Source organism: Streptomyces sp. NPDC046977, from assembly GCF_040644455.1.
Taxonomy (GTDB): domain Bacteria; phylum Actinomycetota; class Actinomycetes; order Streptomycetales; family Streptomycetaceae; genus Actinacidiphila.
Window position 1 is genome coordinate 95679 of sequence record NZ_JBEYWO010000028.1, and the last position, 20507, is coordinate 116185.

The window sequence follows — 20507 nt, forward strand, 5'->3', positions numbered from 1 at the left end:
CCGATGGCACGGGACTACTACGAGGTGCTCGGGGTGGCGCGTGACGCGGGGTCCGAGGAGATCCAGCAGGCGTTCCGCTCCCGGGCCCGCAAGTTCCACCCGGACATCAACAAGGACCCGGGCGCGGAGGACCGCTTCAAGGAGCTCAACGAGGCGTACGGCGTGCTGTCCGACCCCGCCACGCGGCGACGCTACGACCGCTTCGGCGAGGACTTCCGCCGCGTTCCCGAGGACTGGGACGAGCGTGTGGGCGCGGGCGTGGGGGCCGGGGCGCGGGCCCGCGGCGGCGGCTGGCCCGGCGGGCCCGGCGGCGCGGGAGGCGGGGGCGACGGCGGCCGGGTCCGCTTCGTCTCGGACGCCGGTGAGGGCTTCGAAGGGGTCGACTTCGAGGACCTGTTCGGCGGCATGTTCGACCGCGGCGGCACCCGGGGCCCGGTGCCCGGAGCCGACCAGGAGGCCGAGATCCGGCTCGGCGTGGAGGACGCGTACCACGGCGGCAAGCGCGGCATCACCCTCGGCGGGCCCGGCGGGCAGCGGACGTACGACGTGACGATCCCCCGCGGGGTGACCGACGGCCAGCGCATCCGGCTGGCCGGTCAGGGCGGCCGCGGCAGCGGCGACGCCCCGCCGGGCGATCTGTACCTGCGCGTGCGGATCACGCCCGATCCGCGGTTCCGCCTGGAGGGCCGGGACATCCACGTCGTCCTGCCGGTCACGCCCTGGGAGGCGGCGCTCGGCGCCACGGTGCCCGTCCCCACTCCCGGGGGCACCGCCAAGGTGACGGTCCCGGGCGGTTCGTCCAGCGGGCGCAGGCTCCGACTGCGCGGCGAGGGCATGCCCCATCCGCGCGGCGCCGCGGGCGATCTCTACGCGGAGGTCCGCATCATGGTGCCGCCCGATGTCGGCGACCAGGAGCGCCGGCTCTACGAGGAGCTGGCCGGCCTCTCGTCCTTCGACCCGAGGAGGCGGGGATGACCAGCGATCCGCGGCCGCGGGCCGCCGTCCGCCGGCCGGCCCCGGGCGTCAGGGCGGCCGCCCCGGCGCACCGTCCGGGACTGAACGTCGTCGTACGCGGCACGGCCATGGTGCCGGTCCGCCGGCTCGACCTGGAGCTCGTCGCACGGCGCTGCGGCCTCCACCCCGACCTGGTGCGCAGATTCGTCGCGCTCGGCCTGGTCGAGGCGGACCGGGACGCGGGCGGCCGGCTGTGGTTCGCGCCGGACGTCCCGGCGAAGCTGGCCCGTGTCCAGCGGCTGCGGGCCGGACTGTCCCTGAACTACGCCTCGTTGGGTGTGGTGCTCGACCTGCTCGACCGGATCGCCGAACTCGAGGCCGCCCTGAGGAGGGCGAACGCCGGCTCCAGGAGTGATGAATCGTGGATATGAACCGGCTCACCCAGAAGTCCCAGGAGGCGCTGCAGGAGGCGCAGACGATCGCCGGCCGGCTGCACCAGAGCGAGGTCGACGGCGAGCACCTGCTGCTCGCCCTCCTCGACCAGCCCGAGGGGCTCGTGCCCCGGCTCTTCGAGCAGACCGGTGCGCAGGTCGGCGCGCTGCGCAAGGAGCTGTCGCAGGAGCTGGCGCGCAGGCCCCAGGTGACCGGCCCGGGTGCCGCCCCCGGCCAGGTGTACATCACGCAGCGCCTGGCCCGGCTGCTGGACACCGCGGAGCAGGAGGCCAAGCGGCTCAAGGACGAGTACGTGTCCGTGGAGCACCTGGTGCTGGCGCTGGCCGGCGAGGGCTCCCGCACCGCCTCGGGCCGGCTGCTCAAGGAGCACGGCATCACCGAGGACGGGTTCCTCACCGCGCTGACGCGCATCCGCGGGAACCAGCGGGTCACCTCGGCCACCCCGGAGGCCTCCTACGAGGCGCTGGAGAAGTACGGCCGCGACCTGGTCGCCGAGGCCCGCGGTGGCAGGATGGACCCGGTCGTCGGCAGGGACGCGGAAATCCGCAGGGTCGTCCAGATCCTCAGCCGCAAGACGAAGAACAACCCCGTGCTGATCGGCGATCCGGGCGTCGGCAAGACGGCCGTCGTGGAAGGACTGGCACAGCGGATCGTCCGCGGCGATGTCCCCGACGGCCTGCGCGACAGGACGATCTTCTCCCTCGACATGAGCCTGCTGGTGGCGGGCGCCAAGTACCGCGGCGAGTTCGAGGAGCGGCTGCAGGCCGTGCTGAGCGAGGTCAAGGGCGGCGAGGGCCGCATCCTGCTCTTCGTCGACGAACTGCACACGGTGGTCGGCGCGGGCGGCGGGTCCGAGGGCGCCATGGACGCCGGCAACATGCTCAAACCGATGCTGGCACGCGGCGAACTGCACATGATCGGCGCGACCACGCTGGAGGAGTACCGCAAGTACGTCGAGTCCGACGCGGCCCTGGAACGCCGCTTCCAGCAGGTGGTGGTGGACGAGCCGAGCGTGGAGGACACCGTGTCCATCCTGCGCGGGCTGCGCGAGCGCCTGGAGGTGTTCCACGGCGTGAAGATCCAGGACACCGCGCTGGTCGCGGCGGCGACACTGAGCCACCGCTACATCTCCGACCGCTTCCTTCCGGACAAGGCCATCGACCTGGTGGACGAGGCGTGCGCCCGGCTGCGCACCGAGATCGACTCCATGCCGGCCGAACTGGACGGCATCACACGGCGGGTGACCCGCCTGGAGATCGAGGAGGCGGCGCTCGGCAAGGAGACCGACCCGGCCAGCGCCGAACGCCTGGAGGAGCTGCGCCGCGAGCTGTCCGACCTGCGCGCCCGGGCCGACGCGATGCAGGCCCAGTGGGAGGCCGAACGCCAGGCCATCCGGCGGGTGCAGCAGCTGCGCCAGGAGCTGGAGCAGGTCCGCCAGGAGGCCGAGGAGGCCGAACGCGCCTACGACCTCAACCGCGCGGCGGAACTGCGTTACGGCACCCTCACCGACCTCGAACGGCGGCTGGCCGCAGAGGAGGACGCGCTCGCCGCGAAGCAGGGCGAGGGCCGGCTGCTGCACGAGGTCGTCACCGAGGACGAGATCGCCGAGATCGTCGCCGCGTGGACCGCTATCCCGGTGGCCAGGCTCCAGGAGGGCGAGCGGGAGAAGCTGCTGCGCCTGGACGACATCCTCACCGAGCGCGTCATCGGGCAGGACGAGGCCGTCCGGCTGGTCACCGACGCGATCATCCGCGCCCGTTCGGGCATCCGCGACCCGCGGCGCCCCATCGGCTCGTTCATCTTCCTCGGCCCGACCGGCGTCGGGAAGACCGAGCTGGCCAAGGCCCTGGCCGCGACGCTCTTCGACACCGAGGAGAACATCGTCCGGCTCGACATGAGCGAGTACCAGGAACGGCACACCGTCAGCAGGCTGGTCGGCGCCCCGCCGGGGTACGTCGGCTACGAGGAGGGCGGACAGCTCACCGAGGCCGTGCGCCGCAAGCCGTACTCCGTGGTCCTCTTCGACGAGATCGAGAAGGCCCACCCGGACGTGTTCAACACCCTGCTCCAGGTGCTCGACGACGGCCGGATCACCGACGCCCAGGGCCGCACCGTCGACTTCCGCAACACGATCGTCATCATGACCTCCAACATCGGCTCGGCCCACCCGCTCGACGGCGTCACCCCCGACGGCGAGGTCAAGCCCGACGCGAGGGCGCTGGTGATGGGCGAGCTCCAGAGCCGGTTCCGGCCCGAGTTCCTCAACCGTGTCGACGACATCGTGCTGTTCAAACCGCTCGGCCTGAAGCAGATCGAGCGCATCGTCGAGTTGCAGATCGACGACCTGCGCCGGCGGCTGGCGGAGCGGCGGATCACCGTCGAACTCGGCGACGCCGCCCGCGAGCTGATCGCCGAGCAGGGCTTCGACCCGGTCTACGGCGCCCGGCCGCTGCGCCGCTACATCTCGCACGAGGTCGAGACGCTGGTGGGCCGGGCCCTGATCCGCGGCGACGTCCAGGACGGCGCCGCGATCGGGGTGGAAGCCCGGGACGGCGAGCTGGTGGTGACCTACGGCGACCGCTCGCAGGCGGCCGCCCGGGACCGGCTGGCCTCGTGAACGGCCGACGAGAGGCGGTGACACGATGTCCGTGACGTCCGTGAACCGGAGCACCACCGTCGCCTGCGGCACGTGCGGGCGCACGAACCGCGTGCCGGCGGCGGCACAGGGGCGTCCCCGCTGCGGGAACTGCCGCGCGGCGTTGCCGTGGATCGTCGACGCCGGCGACGAGGACTTCGCCGGGATCGCGGCGAAGACCGGCCCGGTCGTGCTGGTGGACCTGTGGGCCACCTGGTGCGGTCCCTGCCGCATGGTGAGCCCCGCCCTGGAACGGGTCGCCCGGCAGCTCGCCGGAAGGATCAAACTCGTCAAGGTCGACGTCGACCGGGCGCCCGCGCTCGCGCAGCGCTTCCAGGTCATGGCGGTGCCCACCCTGGTCCTGCTCGGCCAGGGGAAGGAGATCACCCGGCGGGCGGGCGCGGCGCCCGAGCACGAACTGCGCCGATGGGTGGAGGAGAACATCGCGGACCGCGGCTGACGCCGCCCGGCCGGCGGAAGGAGCACTGTCATGGTGACGCAACCGGACCCGTCCCAGGCCTCGGACCCGGTCCCGCCGGCGGACCCGGTCGTGGTCTGATGGACACCCCGGCCACCCACGCGCGCCGGGTCGCGCGTGAGACACCCGACCGCTACGGCGCCTTCCCGCGGCTGACGCAGGCACAGCTCGGCGAGCTGTCGGCGCACGGCGAGCGCCGCCGCACCCAGGACGGCGAACTGCTGTTCCGCGAGGGCGAGCCCCTCCAGGAGTTCCTCGCCATCCTCGGCGGCACCGTCGAGATCCTCCACGACCGCGGAGGACCGGACGAGCGGACGGTCGCCGTGCACGGCCCCGGCCGGTTCCTCGGCGAACTCGGCCTGCTCGAAGGGCATGCGGCCTTCGAGACGGCCGTGGTCCGCGAGCCCGGCGAGATCCTCGCCGTGCCGGTGGCGCGCCAGCGCGAACTGGTCGCCCGCGACCCGGTCCTCGGCGACCTGGTGCTGCGGGCCCACCTCGGGCGCCGCTCCCTGCTCGTCGGGCCCGGCGCGGGCTTCCGCGTCCTCGGCTCCCGCTACTCGCCGCAGACCCTGCGGCTGCGCGAGTTCGCGGCGCGCAACCGGCTGCCCCACCGGTGGACCGACCTCGAGAGGGACGAGGAGGCCGAGGCGCTGCTGCGCCGGTTCGGCATCCGTCCCGAGCAGACCCCGGTGGTCATCTGGGAGGGGCAGCGGGTGCTGCGCAACCCCGCCCCCGCCGAACTCGCCCGTCTCATCGGGCTGCCCGCGCCCGGCCGGCGGCCCGCCGTCCTCGACCTCGTCGTGATCGGCGCGGGCCCGGCGGGGCTCGCCGCCTCGGTGCACGGTGCGTCCGACGGGCTCACGACCGTCACCGTCGAGGCGGTGGCCACCGGCGGCCAGGCCGGCAGCGCCTCCGTCGTCGAGGACCAACTCGGCTTCCCCGCGGGCATCTCGGGGCGCGAACTCGTCGAGCGCGCCGCGCTCCAGGCGCGCGGGTCCGGGGCGCGGCTCACGGTGCCCGCAGAGGCGACCGCGCTGCAGGCCGGCGACGACCACTGCACCGTCGTCCTCGCCGACGGCTCGCGCAACCGCGCGGGAACCGTCGTCCTGGCGCCGGGCGTGCGCTACCGCAGGCTCGACGTCCCCGGCATCGAGCGCTTCGAGGGCGGCAGCGTCTTCCACGCCGCCACGGCCCACGAGGCGGGCCGCTGCGGAGCGGACCCGGTCGCCGTCGTCGGCGGCGGCGACTGCGCGGGGCAGGCGGCGCTGTTCCTCGCCGGGTGCTCGCCGCGCGTGCACCTCGTCGTACGCGGCGGCGACCTCGGCCGGGACATGTCGCGCTACCTGGTGGACCAGGTGCGCCGCCATCCGCGGATCGAGGTGCTGCTCGACACCGAGGTGCGTGCGGTCTCCGGGACCGACGCGCTGGAGACGGTGACGGTGGGGCACACCGCGACCGGAGTGCCCCGCCCGATCCCCGCGCGGGCGTTGTTCGTCCTCATCGGCGTCCGCCCGCGCACAGCGTGGCTCCGCGGCACGGTGGGGCTGGACGAGCACGGTTTCGTCCTCACCGGTCCCGCCGCCGAGGCGGCCGCCGACGCCGACCTCTGGGCACCGCTCGGCCGCGGCCCGCTGCCGCTGGAGACGACCCTGCCCGGGGTGTTCGCCGCCGGGGACGTCCGCAGCGGCTCGGTCAAACGCGTGGCCGCTGCCGCCGGGGAGGGCGCCATGGCGATCCGCCTCGCGCACGAGCACCGCGCGCGGGAGGGCACCCTGGTCCGCTCCTCGGGACGCGACGACGGCCGGCCGGCGTCCTGGCGCTGACGCCCGGTCGGTGACCGCGACCACCGGCCGCGGGCCCGCGCACACCACCCGCGCGTCCTGCCATAAGGTGCCGGTCATGAGCCATCCGACCCCGTGGGAACCCAAGAGCCCCTTGGAGCAGCGGGCCTCGCACGAGGACCGCGACCGGATATCCGACGTCCTGCGGATCGCCGCCGGGGACGGCCGGCTGAGCCTGGAGGAACTGGAGGAGCGGCTGGAGGCCTGCTACGCGGCGCGTACCTACGCCGACCTCGCCCCGCTCGTCACCGACCTCCCCGGTCAGGACCTGGTGCGGCAGCCGCGGCAGCAGCCGCGGGCGAAGGACGTCGTGCGGACCCGGCGGGTGGGCGGCAACCTCCGCTGCGAGGGGGCCTGGCTGGTGCCGAAGCGGCTGGAGGCCGAGGTGCGCGGCGGCAATGTGGTCCTCGACTTCACCTCGGCCACGGTCACCGAGCCGGTCACCGAGGTCGATGTGACCCTGCGCGGCGGCAATCTGCGGCTGATCGTCCCCGCGGGCCACGACGTGGACGCGGCCGGGGTCGAGATCCGCGGCGGCTCCGTCGTACGCCGCCGCAAGGGCGAGCCGCAGCAGGACGGCCCGGTCGTGCACCGGATCGTCGTCACCGGCCGCATCGTCGGCGGCAGCGTGGTGGTCGTCCCGCCCCGGCCCCCGCGCCGCCCGGGCTGGTTCCGCAGGATGCTGGGCCGCGGCTGACCGGTGCTCGGGCGTCGGCCGACGGGCCGCGGCCGGTCGTGGTCGTTCCGACGGCCCGGGAGCGGTCGGGCGTACATTCGACATATGCGACAGCCAACCGCCGGCGCGCGGCTGCCGGCCCGAGAAGCGGGGCTGCGGGTCCTCTGACGCCATGGGACCGCGATGAGCAGCACCTTCTGGCGCCGATTCCGGTGGCACCCGCCGCAGGGGACCGCCTCACCGGGCGCGCCGAGCGCGTGGTCCTGGCGGATGATGATGGCGCAGGGCCCGGGGCCGCTCGTCGTGGCGCTGGTGATGATCGCCGGCATCCTCATCGCCGGTTTCGTCGTGCCGACCACGCAGCACCTCGCGTCGCTGATGGCCGTCGTCCCCGCGACGACGGCGGCGCTGGCGGGGCCGCGGCTGACCGCGGTGATCGCCGCCCTGTCGTGCGTCGCCGCTTTCGTGCTGGACGCGCACGACGACCTCCTGGGCACCTCCATCCCCGTCGTCCACCTGGCGGAGATCGGGCTGATCTCCGCGTTCGTCATCGCCTCGCGCAGCATCCGGGACCGCAGCGTGCGCGAGCTGACCGAGGTGCGGATCGTCTCCGACACCATTCAGCGGGTGCTGCTGCGGCCGCTGCCGCCGCACGTGGGGCATCTGCGGATCCGCGCCACGTACCACGCCTCGCATCCGCACGCGCAGATCGGCGGGGACCTGTACGCGGTCTCCAGATGCGCGGCCGGGGTGCGCATCCTCATCGGCGACGTCAGGGGCAAGGGCCTGCCCGCCGTGGAGGACGCGGAGGCGCTGCTGGGCGCGTTCCGCGCCGGTGCCCGCAGGACGCGGTCGCTGACGGACCTGATCGCCGAGCTGGAGTTCAGCGTGCGCGGCCACTTCGAGGAAGCGGGCCTGACGGACACCGACGCCGTGGAGCGCTTCATCACGGCCCTGCTCCTGGAGGTGCCCGACCAGGGCGACACGGTCCGGGCGGTCAACTGCGGTCATCCACCGCCGTACCTGGCGCACGGGGCGGACACCCTCCTGCTGGCGCCCGCGTCGCCGTCCCCGCCGCTGGGCCTGGGCAGCCTGAACGCCGGCGACTACGCGGTGGACACGTTCCCCTTCTCGCGCCGGGCGACGCTGCTGCTCTACACCGACGGCGCGATCGAGGCCCGCAACTCCGACGGCCAGTTCTACGACCTCGGGGCACACGTCGCCGCCTGGCCGGGCTCCCAGCCGGAGGATCTGCTCCGGCACGTGCTGGACGGCCTGTCCCACCATGTCGGGGGCGGCGCCCCCATGGAGCTCGACGACGACATCGCGCTGATCGCCGTCCAGTACGGCGACGACCTGCCCGCCCCCGCCGCCGCGCCGGCCGCGGAGGCCCTGGTCCAGGGCCGTACGTCCGTCAGCGGTCCTGGCGCCCGGGCGGTTCCTCAGCGGGGAACAGGACCGGGCTGATCAGGTGCCGGGTCCGGTCCGGGGCCGGCCCGTGTGCCAGCCGCGGGAGCAGGACGGCGCGCAGTTCCTCGATCATCGCGGCGCGTTCGTCCTCGCTGAGCCAGACGGCGTGCTGGCGGTAGCCCACGGCGTCGGCGGCCGGGTCGGCGCCGTCGCGGTCGAGGTACGCGTTGAACTCGGCGAGGAGGGTGGCCATGGCCACCGCGAAGATCCGCCGGTGGTCGTCGCGGCCGACGGACGCGGCCGTCCTGGCGTCGACCGCGGCGCGGGCACGGTGCAGCCGGTAGCGGCGCTCGACGGCGCCGCGCACCCGCTGCTCGCCCTCGACCTCCAGCAGGCCGCCGTCGGCCAGGAGGCCGACGTGCCGGTAGACGGTCGCCTTGGAGACGTCCGGGAGAAGGCCGCACAACTGTGTCGTGGTGAGGGTCCGGCCGCCCGACAGGGCGTGCACGATGCGGAGCCGCACCGGGTGCAGGAGCAGGTCGACCGGTTCCATGGACGCACGATCTCACATCCGATACCTTTCTCAAAGTTGAGAACGTTGGGGAGGGAGTCAGCCCGCATGACACAACGAACGCACGGGACAGCGGCCGGCCCAGGAGCCGCGGACGGCACCGGGCCCGCCGTCGTCCGGCAGCAGCCGCCACGCGGAGAGTTCCACGACGTCGCGGGGCGCCGGTTCCTGCTGCACCGCTCCGGCACCGGCGGCCCGGCCGTGGTGCTGCTCGCCGGAGCCGGCATGATCGGCCTGGACTACCTGAACCTCCACGACCGCGTGGCCGCGTTCGCCACCTGCGTCGTCTACGACCGCGGGGGCACGGGATGGAGCGCCCCGGCCCCTCTGCCCCGCACGGCCTCCGACGTCACCGCCGAACTGCACGACCTGCTGCGCACGGCGGGAGTCCCGGGCCCTTACCTCCTGGTGGGCCACTCCCTCGGGGCCGCGTACGCCCGCCACTTCGCGCACCGCTTCCCCGCCGACACCGCGGGCCTGCTCCTGCTGGACCCGTTCCACGAGGACATGTACTCCCAGGCGCCGCCCGAGGTCCGGGAGAAGCTGGAGCTGATGAAGAAGGCGGAACTCCCGGAGGCGACGCAGGAACAGATCGACCGCTCCCGCGAGGTGCTCGCACGGCACTTCGCCGCCTGGCCGCCGGACGTCCGCGAAGCCCTCGCCGAGTACCACCTCGTCGCCTGGCGCACCGGCTGGGAGGAGGACGGCAATCTGCACACCGTGGTCGCCGACGAACTCCGGCAGGCGCGGGAACTGCCCGACGTGCCGCTGGTCGTCCTGACGGCCATGGGCGTCGACCCCACCCAGGCCCAGCTGTGGTCGGAGGCCACGGTGCGCGAGATGAACACCGCCAAGCTCGGCCTGCACGCGCGGCTCGCCGCGTCGGTGCCGCGCGGCACCCACCGCGTCCTCGACGACGCCGGGCACGGATGGCTCCACGAGGAACGCCCCGACGCCGTGCTCGGGGCGATCGGGGAACTGCTGCGCGACGCGTCCCGCTGAACCCCGGCGTCCGGCCGCGCTCCGGGACGTTCCGTCCTTCCGGCGAGCACGGCCGGGCGCCGTCCTCGCCGGAAGGACGGGCCGCCGCCGGCGGCACGTGCCAGGATGACCGGGTGAGTGCCTTCTCGTCCCTGCGGGCATCGGGGCAGACGCCGCGCGGCGCCGGCACGTCCGCGCCGCTGATGCGGTTCCTGCGGACCGAGACGGCGAGCGCGGCCTATCTGCTCGCCGCCACGATCATCGCCCTGGTCTGGGCGAACGCCGCGCCCGGGAGCTACGCCTCCGTCTGGCACACCCATCTGTCGCTGGCCCTGGGGTCCAACGAGGTCTCCCTGGACCTGCGCGAGTGGGTCAACAGCGGCCTGATGACGCTGTTCTTCTTCATCGTGGGCCTGGAGGCCCGGCGCGAGTTCGACCTCGGCGAGTTCCGCGACCGCATGCGGATCACCCTGCCGACGGCGGCGGGGCTGGCCGGGATGTTCGTGCCGCTCGCCATCTACCTCGCCTTCACCCACGGCACGCGGGGCGCGGGCGGCTGGGGCACCGTGATCTCCACGGACACCGCGTTCGCCCTGGGGATGTACGCCCTCGTGGGGCGGCGGCTGCCGGTCGCGACACGGGCCTTCGTGCTGACGACCTCCGTCGTCGACGACTTCGTCGCGCTCGCCGTCATCGCGGTCGCCTACACCAGCGGGGTGTCCTGGCCGGCGCTGTTCGCCGCGATCGGCCTCTTCGCGGCAGGCACCTGGATCGGCAACTACGTGGTGCGCGTCTGCGGCGAGTGGCGCGGGGCCGCATACGCGCTGACCGGCGTCGCCGTCTGGTTCGCCCTGCTGGAGTCGGGTGTGGACCCGGTCGTGACGGGCCTGGCGCTGGGCCTGATGGCGTGTGACTACCCTGCCCGCGGCGAGGACCTGCGCCGGGCGAGCCAGCTCTACCTACAGTTCCGGGAGCAGCCGACGCCGAGCCTGGAACGCTCCGCGCGCCGCGGCCTGGCGCGGTCGGTGTCGCTGAACGCGCGGCTGCAGCAGTTGTTCCACCCCTGGACCAGCTATGTGATCGTGCCGGTGTTCGCCCTGGCCAACGCGGGCATCACCGTGAACGCCTCCCAGTTGTCGACCGCGTTCACCTCCGCCATCACCTTGGGCATCATCGCCGCCTATGTGATCGGCAAACCGCTCGGCATGGTGGGCGGCTCCGCGCTGACGACCTGGCTGAGCCGGGGGCGGCTGCGCCCGCCCGTCGGCTGGGGCGCGGTGACGGTCGGTGGAGCCGTCTCGGGCATCGGCTTCACCATTGCGCTGCTCATCGCCAACCGGGCCTTCCAGGGGCAGCAACTCGCCGAGGCCAAGATCGGCATCCTCTGCGCCGTCCTGCTGGCCTTCGTCCTCACCTGGCTCGTCACCCTCGTACTGGCGCGGCTGCCCCGGGCCCTGCGGCGGCGGGCGCTGCTCGGCAGGGCGCAGCAACTGGAGGACCTGGCCGAGCCCGTGGACCCCGAGCGGGACCACATCCGCGGTCCCCACGACGCCATGGTCACCGTCGTCGAGTACGGGGACTTTGAATGCCCCTACTGCGGGGAGGCGGAACCGGTCATCCGCGACCTGCTCGCGGACTTCGGCGACGTCCGGTACGTCTGGCGCCATCTGCCGCTCTCCGATGTGCACCCCAACGCCGTGATGGCCGCCCGCGCCGCGGAGGCCGCCGCGGTCCAGAAGCGCTTCTGGGAGATGCACGACCAGATCTTCGCCCACCCCCAGTCCCTGGACGGCCCGGGCCTGGACCGGCTCGCGACCGCCATCGAGCTCGACATGGAGCGCTTCCGCCGCGACCTGGACGCCCGCCCCGTCGCACTGCGGGTGGCTGAGGACGCCGAGTCCGCCGACCTCAGCAACGTCTCCGGGACGCCCACGTTCTTCATCAACGGCCGCCGCCACTACGGCGCGTACGACATCGAGACGCTGTCGGCCGCGGTGCGCACCGCCCTGGAGCGCGCCAAGACACTCCGCCACTACTGAGGCGGCCCGGCGCGGCGGACGTCGCCCGCTACGCGGCCACGCGCCCGGAATCCCGCACCGCGACCGTGCCCGCGCGCGAACGCGCCCTGCGCGCGAGGAGCTTGCCCGCCTCCCACAGCAGCAGGAGGACGACGGCCGACAGGAGCGCCCAGCCGAACTGGCGCAGATCGAGCCGGGTCGTACCGAGCACGGAACGGAATCCGTCCACCTGGGTCACCAGCACGGCGAGGACGAACTCGCACAGCGCCGCGCGGTTCATCTGCTTGCTGTCGAAGGTGGACGTCGTCAGGACCGATTCCGTCTCGCTGCGGCATTCGAAGGCGGCCACGATCAGGCAGAGCGCGAAGGCGGTGAACGCCATCGCATTGCCGGTCCCGGTGCTGCCGAAACGGGCTTCGCCCACCTTGATGAGCGCGAGCAGGAGGACGGTCAGGGCCAGTCCACCGAGCCCGACCGTGACCAGGACCGGCCGGGTCAGCACGGACTCCCCGCGGGGACGCGGCATGCGCCTCATCAGTCCCGGGCTCTCCCTGTCGAAGCCCAGGGCGAAGCCGAACGGCGCATTGACGACGAAGTGCACCCACAGGACCTGTGCCGGGCTGAACGGCTCGCCGGCGGCGATGTTGAGCACCGTGGCACCCAGGAAGGTCAGGACGAAGGTCACCAGCAGCAGGAGGACGAAGCGGATGTACTTGGTGAGGTTGTCGTAGAGCTTCCTGCCCTCGGCCACGGCGTGGACGATCGTGGCGAAGTTGTCGTCGGACAGGATCATGCGGCCGGCATTCTTGGCCACGTCCGTGCCGCTGCCCATGGCGATGCCGATGTCGGCCGCCTTGATGGCGGGCGCGTCGTTGACGCCGTCGCCGGTCATCGCGACGACCTCGCCCTTTTTCTTGAGCGTGTCGGCGAGCAGCACCTTGTGCTCGGGAGCGACACGCCCCACCACTCCGATCCCGTCGATGCGGGCGAGTTGCTCGCTCTCGGGAAGCGCCGCGAAGTCGGCGCCGAGGATCGCCTCGCCGGGGATGCCGAGTTGCCGGGCGATGGCCGCGCCGGTGGTCACGTCGTCACCGGTCACCATGCGGACGCGGATGTGCGCCTTCTGCGCCTCGGCGACCGCGGTCCGCGACTCCTCACGAGGCGGGTCCACCATGGCCACGAGGCTGGTCATCCGCAGGCCGGTGACGAGGGCGAGCAGGTCGCCGTCCGGGTCGAAGTCCGCGGGGTCCAGATCGCGTGTGGCCGCGGCCATCACCCGGCGTCCCTCACTGCCCATGCGCTCGATCTGCTCCTGGGCGCGCCTTTGCAGTTCCGCGTCCCACGGGATGTCCTGGCCCGCCGAGAGCGCGGTGGCGGCGCGGGACGTGACCGCGGGCGCGGCGCCCTTCACGAAGCAGCGGACGACCGGGCGGCCGGACGCGTCGGCCGCCGTGTGGAAGGTGGCCATCAGCTTGTAGTCGGGGTCGAAGGGCAGTGTGGCGATCCGGGGCAGCCGGGCACGCGTCCCGTCGATGTCCAGACCCGCCTTGTGCCCGAGCACGAGCAGTGCGCCCTCCGTGGGGTCGCCCACGACCTCGCCGTCGACCAGCCCGGCGTCACTGGCGACCAGGTAGGGCAGGACCGCGTCCTCGATGCCCGCGGAGGAGCCCGCGGCGTGGTGGATCCGGCCTTCCAGTGCGTAGCCGGTGCCCGAGACGGTGTACCGGTCGGTGGGGGTGACCACCTCCACGGCGGTCATCTGGTTCAGCGTCAGCGTGCCGGTCTTGTCGGAGTTGATCGCCGAGGTGAAGCCCAGCGTCTCCACCGACGGCAGCTCCTTGACGATCGCGCTGCGCCGGGCCAGATTGAGGCTGCCGACGGAGAGGATCACCTGGGTCACCGTCGGCAGTGCCTCGGGAATGGCGGCGATGGCCAGCGAGACCGCGCTGACGAACAGCGTGTCCCAGGCCTGGCTGCGGGTCCGGCCGAGCGCGAACATCACGATCATCGTCAGACCTGCCGCGGCGGCGATCCACAGCGTGAGGTTGTTCAGCTCCCGGGTGAGCGGCGACTGCTCCTTGGCGGTGGCCGACAGCATCCCGGAGATCTTGCCGAGTTCGGTGTCCGCGGCCGTCCCGGTGACGAGCAGCACCCCGCTGCCGTGCGTGACGGTCGTGTTCATGAACGCGGAGTTCGGCAGGTCGCCGGGCCCGGGGCGCCTCGTGCCGCGCGGCAGTGTGCCGGCGTCCTTGACTGCGGGGACGCTCTCGCCGGTGAGCGCCGACTCGTCGATCTGCAGCGCGTGCGCCTCGACGAGGCGCCCGTCCGCGGGGACCTGGTCGCCGGCGGCGACGAGCACCACGTCGCCGGGCACGAGCTCTTCGCCCGGCACTTCCGACTCCGTGCCTCCGCGCCGAACCCGTGCCGTCACCTTCATCATGGACTTCAGCGCGTTCATCGCGCTCTCGGCCTTGCCCTCCTGGCGCAGTCCGACGACCGCATTCAGCAAGGTGAGGAGTACGAGCAGGATGCCGGTGCTCCACTGCCGGATCAGGAACGAGACCACCGCCGCGACCACCAGGATGATCTGCATGTAGCTGCGGTACTGGTCGAGGAACCGGCGCTAGGCCGGCGGGGGCTTCTCCTCGGGCAGTGCGTTCGGGCCGTGCGCGAGGAGCAGTTCGGCGGCCCGTGCCGCGGACAGGCCGGCCACCGGGTCCACCCCGAGGAGCGCGGCGACGTCCTCGGGAGCACGCGCGTACCAGTCGTCCGGGGCATCGGGACGTAGTGGCGCGGGAAGGGGCTCCTCCGTCATCTCCTGCCTCCGATCAGCCGGTCACGTGCCGTGCCCGTCGCGCGGGTGGCCCGCCGCGTACGGGTCGGCCGGGGCGCCCTCCGGGGCTTCGGCCTCGAGTTCCCTTCTGGCGGCGAGGAGTTCCTCGCGGGCCTCGGCACCGACCGTGGGGTACCGGGGGTCGATCTCCACCAGCGTGTGCGCCAGCACCGCGGCCGCGCAGATCCGCGCGAACCACTTGCGGTCCGCCGGGACGACGTACCAGGGCGCCCAAGGGGTGCTCGTGGCCGACAGCATCTCGGAGAACGCCTCCTGGTAGGCGTCCCAGTGGCGCCGTTCGCGGACGTCAGCCGCGGAGAACTTCCAGTTCTTCTCCGGCAGGTCGATCCGCTTGAGGAACCGGGCGCGCTGCTCCTCCTTGGAGAGGTTCAGGAAGACCTTGACCACCTTGAAGCCGTTGTCGGTGAGATACCGCTCCCAGTCGTTGATCTCCCGGTAGCGGCGCTTCCACAGCACCTTGCCGTGCGGGGCGCCCGGCAGCCGCTGGCGGTCGAGGACCTCCTGGTGCACGCGTACGACGAGGACCTCCTCGTAGTGCGAGCGGTTGAAGATCGCGATGTCCCCGCGGGCCGGGAGCCGGCGGGCGTAGCGCCACAGGTAGTCGTGGTCCAGTTCCTCGACGGAGGGCACCTTGAAGCTGCTGACCTTCACCCCCTGCGGGTTGACGCCGCTCATGACGTGGCGGATCGTCCCGTCCTTGCCCCCGGCGTCCAGCGCCTGGAGGCACAGCAGCACGCCGTAGGTGTCCTGGGCGGCCAGCCGCGCCTGGTACTCGGCGAGCAGTGCCACGCCCGCCTTGAGCAGTTCCACGCCCTCCGGCTTGGTCAGGTGGGCCTTGTAGCGGGGGTCGAAGTCCTCGGCGAGGTCCACCGTCGACCCGGGAGCCACGCGCAGCGGCTCGATGAAGTCCGCGATGCGCCGCGCCCTGGTGTCCTTCATCGCCGGCCTCTCCCCTCGCCACCCCACGCGCCGCAGGGTGTGTACGGCAACGCTCCGCCGGTGCCGCGGCAGCGGCAAACGCACGGCCGCCGTTCGCCTGACCCGCCGGTGCGGGTCACAGGGCCGGTGCCGGCCGCACGGCGGCCGTGCCGGGGGCGGTGCGGGTCTCCGCCCAGGAGCGCAGGGCGACGCCGCTGGCGTGGTCCTGGTGCCGCAGCCCGGTCAGGTCCAGCTCGACGGGCCGGTGCGCGGGCAGGGCCTCCAGGACGTCGAGCATCTTCGGCAGGCGCAGGAAGGTGGCGTTCCCGCTCAGCCGCACCGTGATGGCGCCCTGACCGTGGTCGGTGACGGCCACGTGCACCCGCGAGATCTCCCAGGCCGTCTTGGCGACCGCGAGCCCGAGCCCGATGAGCACGCCCTCGAACATGTTGACCGTCACGATGGCCGTGGCGGTCACCGCCAGGACGACGGCCTCGCCCCGGTGCGCGGACCACAGCGCCCGCAAGGGGGCGACCGGCAGCAGCTTGACGCCCGCGTGCACCAGGACACCGGCCAGGGCGGCGAGCGGGATGTACTCCAGGACGGCCGGCAGGAGCGCGGCGAACAGCAGCAGCCACACCCCGTGCAGGACGCGGGAGGCCTTCGTGCGGGCACCGGCGTGCACATTGGCCGAGCTGCGCACGATGACGGCCGTCATGGGAAGCGCCCCCAGCAGCCCGCACACGGTGTTGCCCGCGCCCTGGGCCACGAGTTCCTTGTTGTAGCGCGTGCGCGGGCCGTCGTGCAGCCGGTCCACCGCCGCCGCGCTGAACAGGCTCTCCGCGGAGGCGATCAGCGTGAACGCCACGACGGTGCCGAGCACGGCGGGCGAGGCGAGCGCGCCGAAGGCGTCCGCGCCGGGCAGCCGCAGCGCGTCGGCCAGCCCCCGCACCTGGACGGTCTTCAGCGGCAGGTGCAGCAGCGCCGCGGCCGCCGTGGCGCAGGCGACCGCCACGAGCGCTCCGGGCACCACCCGGGCCCTGGCCGGCAGCCGCTGCCACAGCACGATGACCGCGATCGTCCCCACACCGATGGCCAGGGCCGACAGGGCCCGCGGTTCGGTCGCCGCGTGCGCGACCAGGCCGGGCAGACCGGCCAGTTTGCCGGGGCCGGAGGCGGGTGCCCCGTGGTCGGCCATCGCGTACAGCTGCCCGAGGATGATCACCAGGCCGATGCCGCCGAGCATGCCCTCCACCACCGACACCGAGATGGCCCGGAACCACCGGCCGAGTCCGGCGGCGCCCAGGGCGAGTTGCAGCACACCGGTGGCGAGGACGACCACGCCGAGCGCGGCCACGCCGTGCTCCCGTACGGCCTCGTGGACGATCACCGTGAGGCCCGCGGCCGGTCCGCTGACCTGGAGGCTGCTGCCCGGCAGCAGGCCGGTCACCAGGCCGCCGACGATGCCGGTGACCAGCCCCAGCTCGGCGGGGACGCCGGAGGCGACGGCGACGCCCACGCACAGCGGCAGGGCGACGAGGAAAACGACGAGCGAGGCGGTGACATCGGTGCGCAGGGCGCGCGTGACGGACGGGACGGCAGGAGGCATGGCGTGCACCTTCGTTGCGGAACGCGGACAGGGGGCGCCGGGCCGAGGAAGGCCGGGCGGACCGGGGACGGGACGCGCCCCCGCGCGGGGGCGGGCGGCCCCGGCCCTGTCAGCAGCGCGGAACGGGAGGCGCCGAGGGGGCGTTCGGCGGCTGGGCGGCGGCAGCGGCGCAGCGGGCGCCGTCGTCCGGCACGGCGGCCGGGGCACCGTCGTCGTGCGTCACGGCCGCCGCGAGGTCGCGCACGGCGTGTCCGTACCGGAGGTGCGGCGCGGCGATGCGGCAGGAGTCCGGGCCGCCCCCGTGGTGGCCGCTGTCGGCCGGGACGGCCAGCGGCTGGAGGGGAGCGCAGGCGGCCGCCGCGCAGCGGCCGGTCCCGGTGTCGGCGGCATGGGCCCCGGCGGGGGTGAAGGCGGTGTGCAGGAGGGCGAACAGGGCGATCAGGAGCGCCGCGCACCGCATGCCGCGCCGCGTGGGGCGGCGGGTACCGGCGACAGGCCGCATGGGGACCCCCTCGTGTTCCTGCTACGAGGGAACCTCCCGGCACCGTGAAACCGGGGGCGCCCAGGGCGCGGGTCCGCGCGTTTCACCCGCAATAGTGAACGCGACGGTCACCGCCCGGCGTCCCCCAGGGGCTGCTCCGCCCAGATCGTCTTGCCGGTGTCCGTGTAGCGGCTCCCCCAGCGGCTGGAGAGCTGCGCGATCAGGAACAGGCCGCGCCCTCCTTCGTCGGAAAGGCGCGCCCGGCGCAGCCGCGGCTGGGTCTGGCTGGCGTCGGAGACCTCGCACACCAGGTTCTCGTCGCGGATCAGCCGCAGGCCCACCGGGGCGCCGCCGTAGCGGATGGCGTTGGTGACGAGTTCGCTGGTGATCAACTCGGTGGGGAACGCGAGGTGCATCAGGTTCCAGCGCTCCAGTTGCGCCTCCACCGCGGTGCGGGCCTCGGCCACCACCGCGGGGTCGGCGGGGAACCGCCAGGTGGCCACGGCGTCGGGCGGCAGCGGCCGCATGCGGGCCACCAGCAGGGTCACGTCGTCGTCGGGCGGCCCGGGGAGCAGGTCGTGCAGGAGGGTACGGCCGGTTCGGGTGGGCGTGGTGCCCTCCGACGCGTCGGCGGCGAGTACCGCGCGCATGCGGGCCAGGCGCTCCGCCGGGGTGCCGTCGGGCTGCGACAGCAGCGGCAGGTTGTAGAACGCGAGCATGCTGCCGGGCGGGATGTCGAAGCCGACCGGCTCGAAGGGCAGGCTGTCCACGCCCAGCGGCGGCCCGGGTTTGACGTCGACGACCTCGGCGGGGACGCCGGGCGCGGCGAAGACCGGCGGCGGGTGCCCGGCGCTGGCCATCTCGCAGCGGCCCGCCAGCGGGTCGTACACGCAGTACAGGCAGGTCGCCCCGGTCGCGGTCGGCGGGGCGTCCCCGGGTACGTCCCCGGGCGGCGGCTCCACGTCGCCGAGCCGGACCACCAGGTCGTCCAGGTGGGCGAGGAGTTCGCCGGGGGGCAGGTCGAGGTCGCCGAGCGTCTGCACGGCGGTGCGCAGCCGCCCCATGGTGGCCGCGGCGTTGAGACCGTGACCGGTCACACCGCCGATGACGAACGCCAGCCGGGACGAGGACAGCGGGATGACGTCGAACCAGGCGCCGCCGACCCCTTCGGTGCTGCCGGCCGGGACGTAGCTGCCGGCGGTCCGCGCCGCCCGGGTCTCGGTGACGGCGGGCGGCAGCAGGCTGCGCTGCAGCGCCTCGACGGTGCGGTGCTCGCGGGTGTAGCGGCGGGCGTTGTCCAGCCCGAGGGCGGCCCGCGAGGCGATCTCCTCGGCAAGGGCGGCGTCGTCCTCGCCGAAGGGGGTGACGGCCGCGGTGCGCCACAGCATCAAGGTGCCCAGCACCAGGCCGCGGGCGCTGAGCGGCACCAGGAGGAACGACTCGGCGGCGTCCGGCAGCAGCACCTGGGCCTCGTCGGGGTCGAGGACCGGGCCGGCCCGCCACTGGTCCAGGCGCGGCCGGAGCCCGCCCGTGCCCCGGCGCACCTGCTCCTCCGCCAGGCCGGGCATCTCGAAGGTGGCGCCCGACGGGTGGATCTCCGGGGGCCATTCCCCGTCGAAGGAGGCGACCGCGACCCGCTGGAAGGCCGTCTCCGGCCCCGCCTCGCCGGGTTCCCGCCCGAGCAGCACGCCCTGGGTGAGGTCCACGGCCGCCATACTGGCGAATCCCCGCTCCACCAGGACGTCCGCGAGCTCCCGGGCGACGGTGGGGACGGCCAGGCTGCGGCCGATGCGCTCGGCGGCGGCCTGGAGCAGCGAGATGCGCTCACGTGCCGCGTGCTCCTGGGTGACGTCGGTGAAGACGACCGCGACACCGATGGCGCGCCCGTTGGCGGAGTGCAGTCGGAACGCGGAGAAGGACTGGGCCCGCTCCCGCCCGGGCTCGCTCCGCAGCCGGGCGCTGTGCACCCAGTCGACCATCGGCTCGCCCGTCTCCGCCACCCGCTGCAGTTGTGCGAGGACCGCCTCGGCGTCCGCCGGGATCAGTGTGTCCTGGACGCAGCGGCCGTACACCGACGCCGGGTCCGTGTCGTCCTCCGTACCGACCGGCGCCGTGCCGAGCTGGTGCGGGGAGAGATTGAGGCGGGTCGTGGTCAGGTCCATGCTGTGGATCGCCAGCCCCACCCGCTGCTGCCGGAACAGGGCCCTGACCAGCGCTTCGTCCTCCTGGCGGCGGACGGCGAGCCGCAGGGGAGTGATGTGCACGACGAGTCCCTCGCCGCCGGGCGACAGCATGGGCAGCGTCTCCAGGCACATCATGACCGTCGTGCCGTCCCTGCGGCGCAGCTCCAGGTCGCCGTGCACCCCCTTCAGGGGCCACATGCCGGAGTCGGCGAGCAGGTCGGCGACCGGGCGGCCGCACAGATCCCCGGGTGTCAGGCCGAGGAGTTCGCGCACCGCCTCGCTGCACATGACGATGCTGCCGTGCGCGTCGACCACGAGCACGGCGCCGCCGCCGTCGGGCAGCGCTCGGAGATTGCGGAGATCGGTGTGGTGCGTGCTCACCCATGCGCCCGCTTTCCTGGACTTCCCTCCCATTCAAACCCCCGGGTGCCGCCGGGCGCACGCC

General features: G+C 73.7%; 14 protein-coding genes and 1 pseudogene. 9 read left to right on the top strand and 6 right to left on the bottom strand.

Annotation, left to right across the window (positions count from 1 at the left end; all coding sequences use genetic code 11):
* Nucleotides 1-3: 3 nt before the first annotated feature.
* The 7 genes from ABZ883_RS33235 to ABZ883_RS33265 all read left to right on the top strand — a co-directional run bounded on the left by ABZ883_RS33235 (nucleotide 4) and on the right by ABZ883_RS33265 (nucleotide 8504).
* Nucleotides 4-975 (top strand): J domain-containing protein, encoded by a 972-nt coding sequence (locus tag ABZ883_RS33235; protein WP_360912853.1) that lies wholly within the window; start codon nucleotides 4-6, stop codon nucleotides 973-975.
* A complete protein-coding gene (locus ABZ883_RS33240) occupies nucleotides 972-1385 on the top strand; it encodes a chaperone modulator CbpM (RefSeq protein ID WP_360912855.1) in 414 nt (137 codons plus the stop codon). The genes ABZ883_RS33235 and ABZ883_RS33240 overlap by 4 nt, the downstream gene beginning before the upstream one ends.
* Nucleotides 1376-4024: an ATP-dependent chaperone ClpB gene (clpB, locus tag ABZ883_RS33245; protein ID WP_360912857.1), complete on the top strand. Its 2649-nt coding sequence runs from the start codon at nucleotides 1376-1378 to the stop codon at nucleotides 4022-4024. The genes ABZ883_RS33240 and clpB overlap by 10 nt, the downstream gene beginning before the upstream one ends.
* Nucleotides 4025-4064: 40 nt before the next feature.
* Complete coding sequence (gene trxA / locus ABZ883_RS33250) at nucleotides 4065-4502, top strand: thioredoxin (RefSeq protein WP_360912859.1); 438 nt, start codon at nucleotides 4065-4067, stop codon at nucleotides 4500-4502.
* A 98-nt stretch (nucleotides 4503-4600) separates the two neighbouring features.
* Nucleotides 4601-6343: an FAD-dependent oxidoreductase gene (locus tag ABZ883_RS33255; RefSeq protein ID WP_360912861.1), complete on the top strand. Its 1743-nt coding sequence runs from the start codon at nucleotides 4601-4603 to the stop codon at nucleotides 6341-6343.
* Between the two features lie 76 nt (nucleotides 6344-6419).
* A complete protein-coding gene (locus tag ABZ883_RS33260; protein ID WP_360912863.1) occupies nucleotides 6420-7058 on the top strand; it encodes a DUF1707 domain-containing protein in 639 nt (212 codons plus the stop codon).
* Between the two features lie 162 nt (nucleotides 7059-7220).
* Nucleotides 7221-8504: a PP2C family protein-serine/threonine phosphatase gene (locus ABZ883_RS33265; protein ID WP_360912865.1), complete on the top strand. Its 1284-nt coding sequence runs from the start codon at nucleotides 7221-7223 to the stop codon at nucleotides 8502-8504.
* Here ABZ883_RS33265 and ABZ883_RS33270 read toward each other — a convergent pair.
* Nucleotides 8452-9000, bottom strand: coding sequence for a helix-turn-helix domain-containing protein (locus ABZ883_RS33270; RefSeq protein ID WP_360912867.1), 549 nt, complete (start codon nucleotides 8998-9000; stop codon nucleotides 8452-8454). The two genes, ABZ883_RS33265 and ABZ883_RS33270, sit on opposite strands and share 53 nt — an antisense overlap.
* Before the next feature lie 66 nt (nucleotides 9001-9066).
* On the opposite strand from ABZ883_RS33270, the gene ABZ883_RS33275 reads away from it, so the two are divergent.
* A complete protein-coding gene (locus tag ABZ883_RS33275; RefSeq protein ID WP_360912869.1) occupies nucleotides 9067-10020 on the top strand; it encodes an alpha/beta hydrolase in 954 nt (317 codons plus the stop codon).
* Between the two features lie 182 nt (nucleotides 10021-10202).
* A complete protein-coding gene (locus tag ABZ883_RS33280; RefSeq protein ID WP_360912899.1) occupies nucleotides 10203-12038 on the top strand; it encodes a Na+/H+ antiporter NhaA in 1836 nt (611 codons plus the stop codon).
* Nucleotides 12039-12066: 28 nt separating this feature from the next.
* Here the strand turns inward: ABZ883_RS33280 and ABZ883_RS33285 are convergent.
* From ABZ883_RS33285 to ABZ883_RS33305, 5 genes and pseudogenes are all read right to left on the bottom strand, one after another.
* Nucleotides 12067-14832: pseudogene (locus tag ABZ883_RS33285) on the bottom strand (HAD-IC family P-type ATPase).
* Nucleotides 14833-14853: 21 nt separating this feature from the next.
* Nucleotides 14854-15810: a polyphosphate kinase 2 family protein gene (locus ABZ883_RS33290; RefSeq protein ID WP_360912871.1), complete on the bottom strand. Its 957-nt coding sequence runs from the start codon at nucleotides 15808-15810 to the stop codon at nucleotides 14854-14856.
* Nucleotides 15811-15925: 115 nt separating this feature from the next.
* Nucleotides 15926-17398, bottom strand: a complete 1473-nt coding sequence (locus ABZ883_RS33295; RefSeq protein ID WP_360912873.1) for a SulP family inorganic anion transporter — start codon at nucleotides 17396-17398, stop codon at nucleotides 15926-15928.
* Between the two features lie 109 nt (nucleotides 17399-17507).
* Entirely contained in the window at nucleotides 17508-17900 is a 393-nt protein-coding gene (locus ABZ883_RS33300; protein WP_360912875.1) for a hypothetical protein, read from the bottom strand.
* Nucleotides 17901-18007: 107 nt separating this feature from the next.
* Nucleotides 18008-20443, bottom strand: coding sequence for a SpoIIE family protein phosphatase (locus ABZ883_RS33305; protein WP_360912877.1), 2436 nt, complete (start codon nucleotides 20441-20443; stop codon nucleotides 18008-18010).
* Between the last annotated feature and the right edge of the window lie 64 nt (nucleotides 20444-20507).

Bases quoted from the DNA above. Each gene is read 5' to 3' on its own strand.
- ABZ883_RS33290 (WP_360912871.1), bottom strand. From the start codon at position 15,810: ATGAAGGACACCAGGGCGCGGCGCATCGCGGACTTCATCGAGCCGCTG.
- ABZ883_RS33300 (WP_360912875.1), bottom strand. From the start codon at position 17,900: ATGCGGCCTGTCGCCGGTACCCGCCGCCCCACGCGGCGCGGCATGCGG.
- ABZ883_RS33265 (WP_360912865.1), top strand. From the start codon at position 7,221: ATGAGCAGCACCTTCTGGCGCCGATTCCGGTGGCACCCGCCGCAGGGG.
- ABZ883_RS33275 (WP_360912869.1), top strand. From the start codon at position 9,067: ATGACACAACGAACGCACGGGACAGCGGCCGGCCCAGGAGCCGCGGAC.
- ABZ883_RS33270 (WP_360912867.1), bottom strand. From the start codon at position 9,000: ATGGAACCGGTCGACCTGCTCCTGCACCCGGTGCGGCTCCGCATCGTG.
- ABZ883_RS33295 (WP_360912873.1), bottom strand. From the start codon at position 17,398: ATGCCTCCTGCCGTCCCGTCCGTCACGCGCGCCCTGCGCACCGATGTC.
- ABZ883_RS33255 (WP_360912861.1), top strand. From the start codon at position 4,601: ATGGACACCCCGGCCACCCACGCGCGCCGGGTCGCGCGTGAGACACCC.
- ABZ883_RS33260 (WP_360912863.1), top strand. From the start codon at position 6,420: ATGAGCCATCCGACCCCGTGGGAACCCAAGAGCCCCTTGGAGCAGCGG.
- ABZ883_RS33235 (WP_360912853.1), top strand. From the start codon at position 4: ATGGCACGGGACTACTACGAGGTGCTCGGGGTGGCGCGTGACGCGGGG.
- ABZ883_RS33240 (WP_360912855.1), top strand. From the start codon at position 972: ATGACCAGCGATCCGCGGCCGCGGGCCGCCGTCCGCCGGCCGGCCCCG.
- ABZ883_RS33280 (WP_360912899.1), top strand. From the start codon at position 10,203: ATGCGGTTCCTGCGGACCGAGACGGCGAGCGCGGCCTATCTGCTCGCC.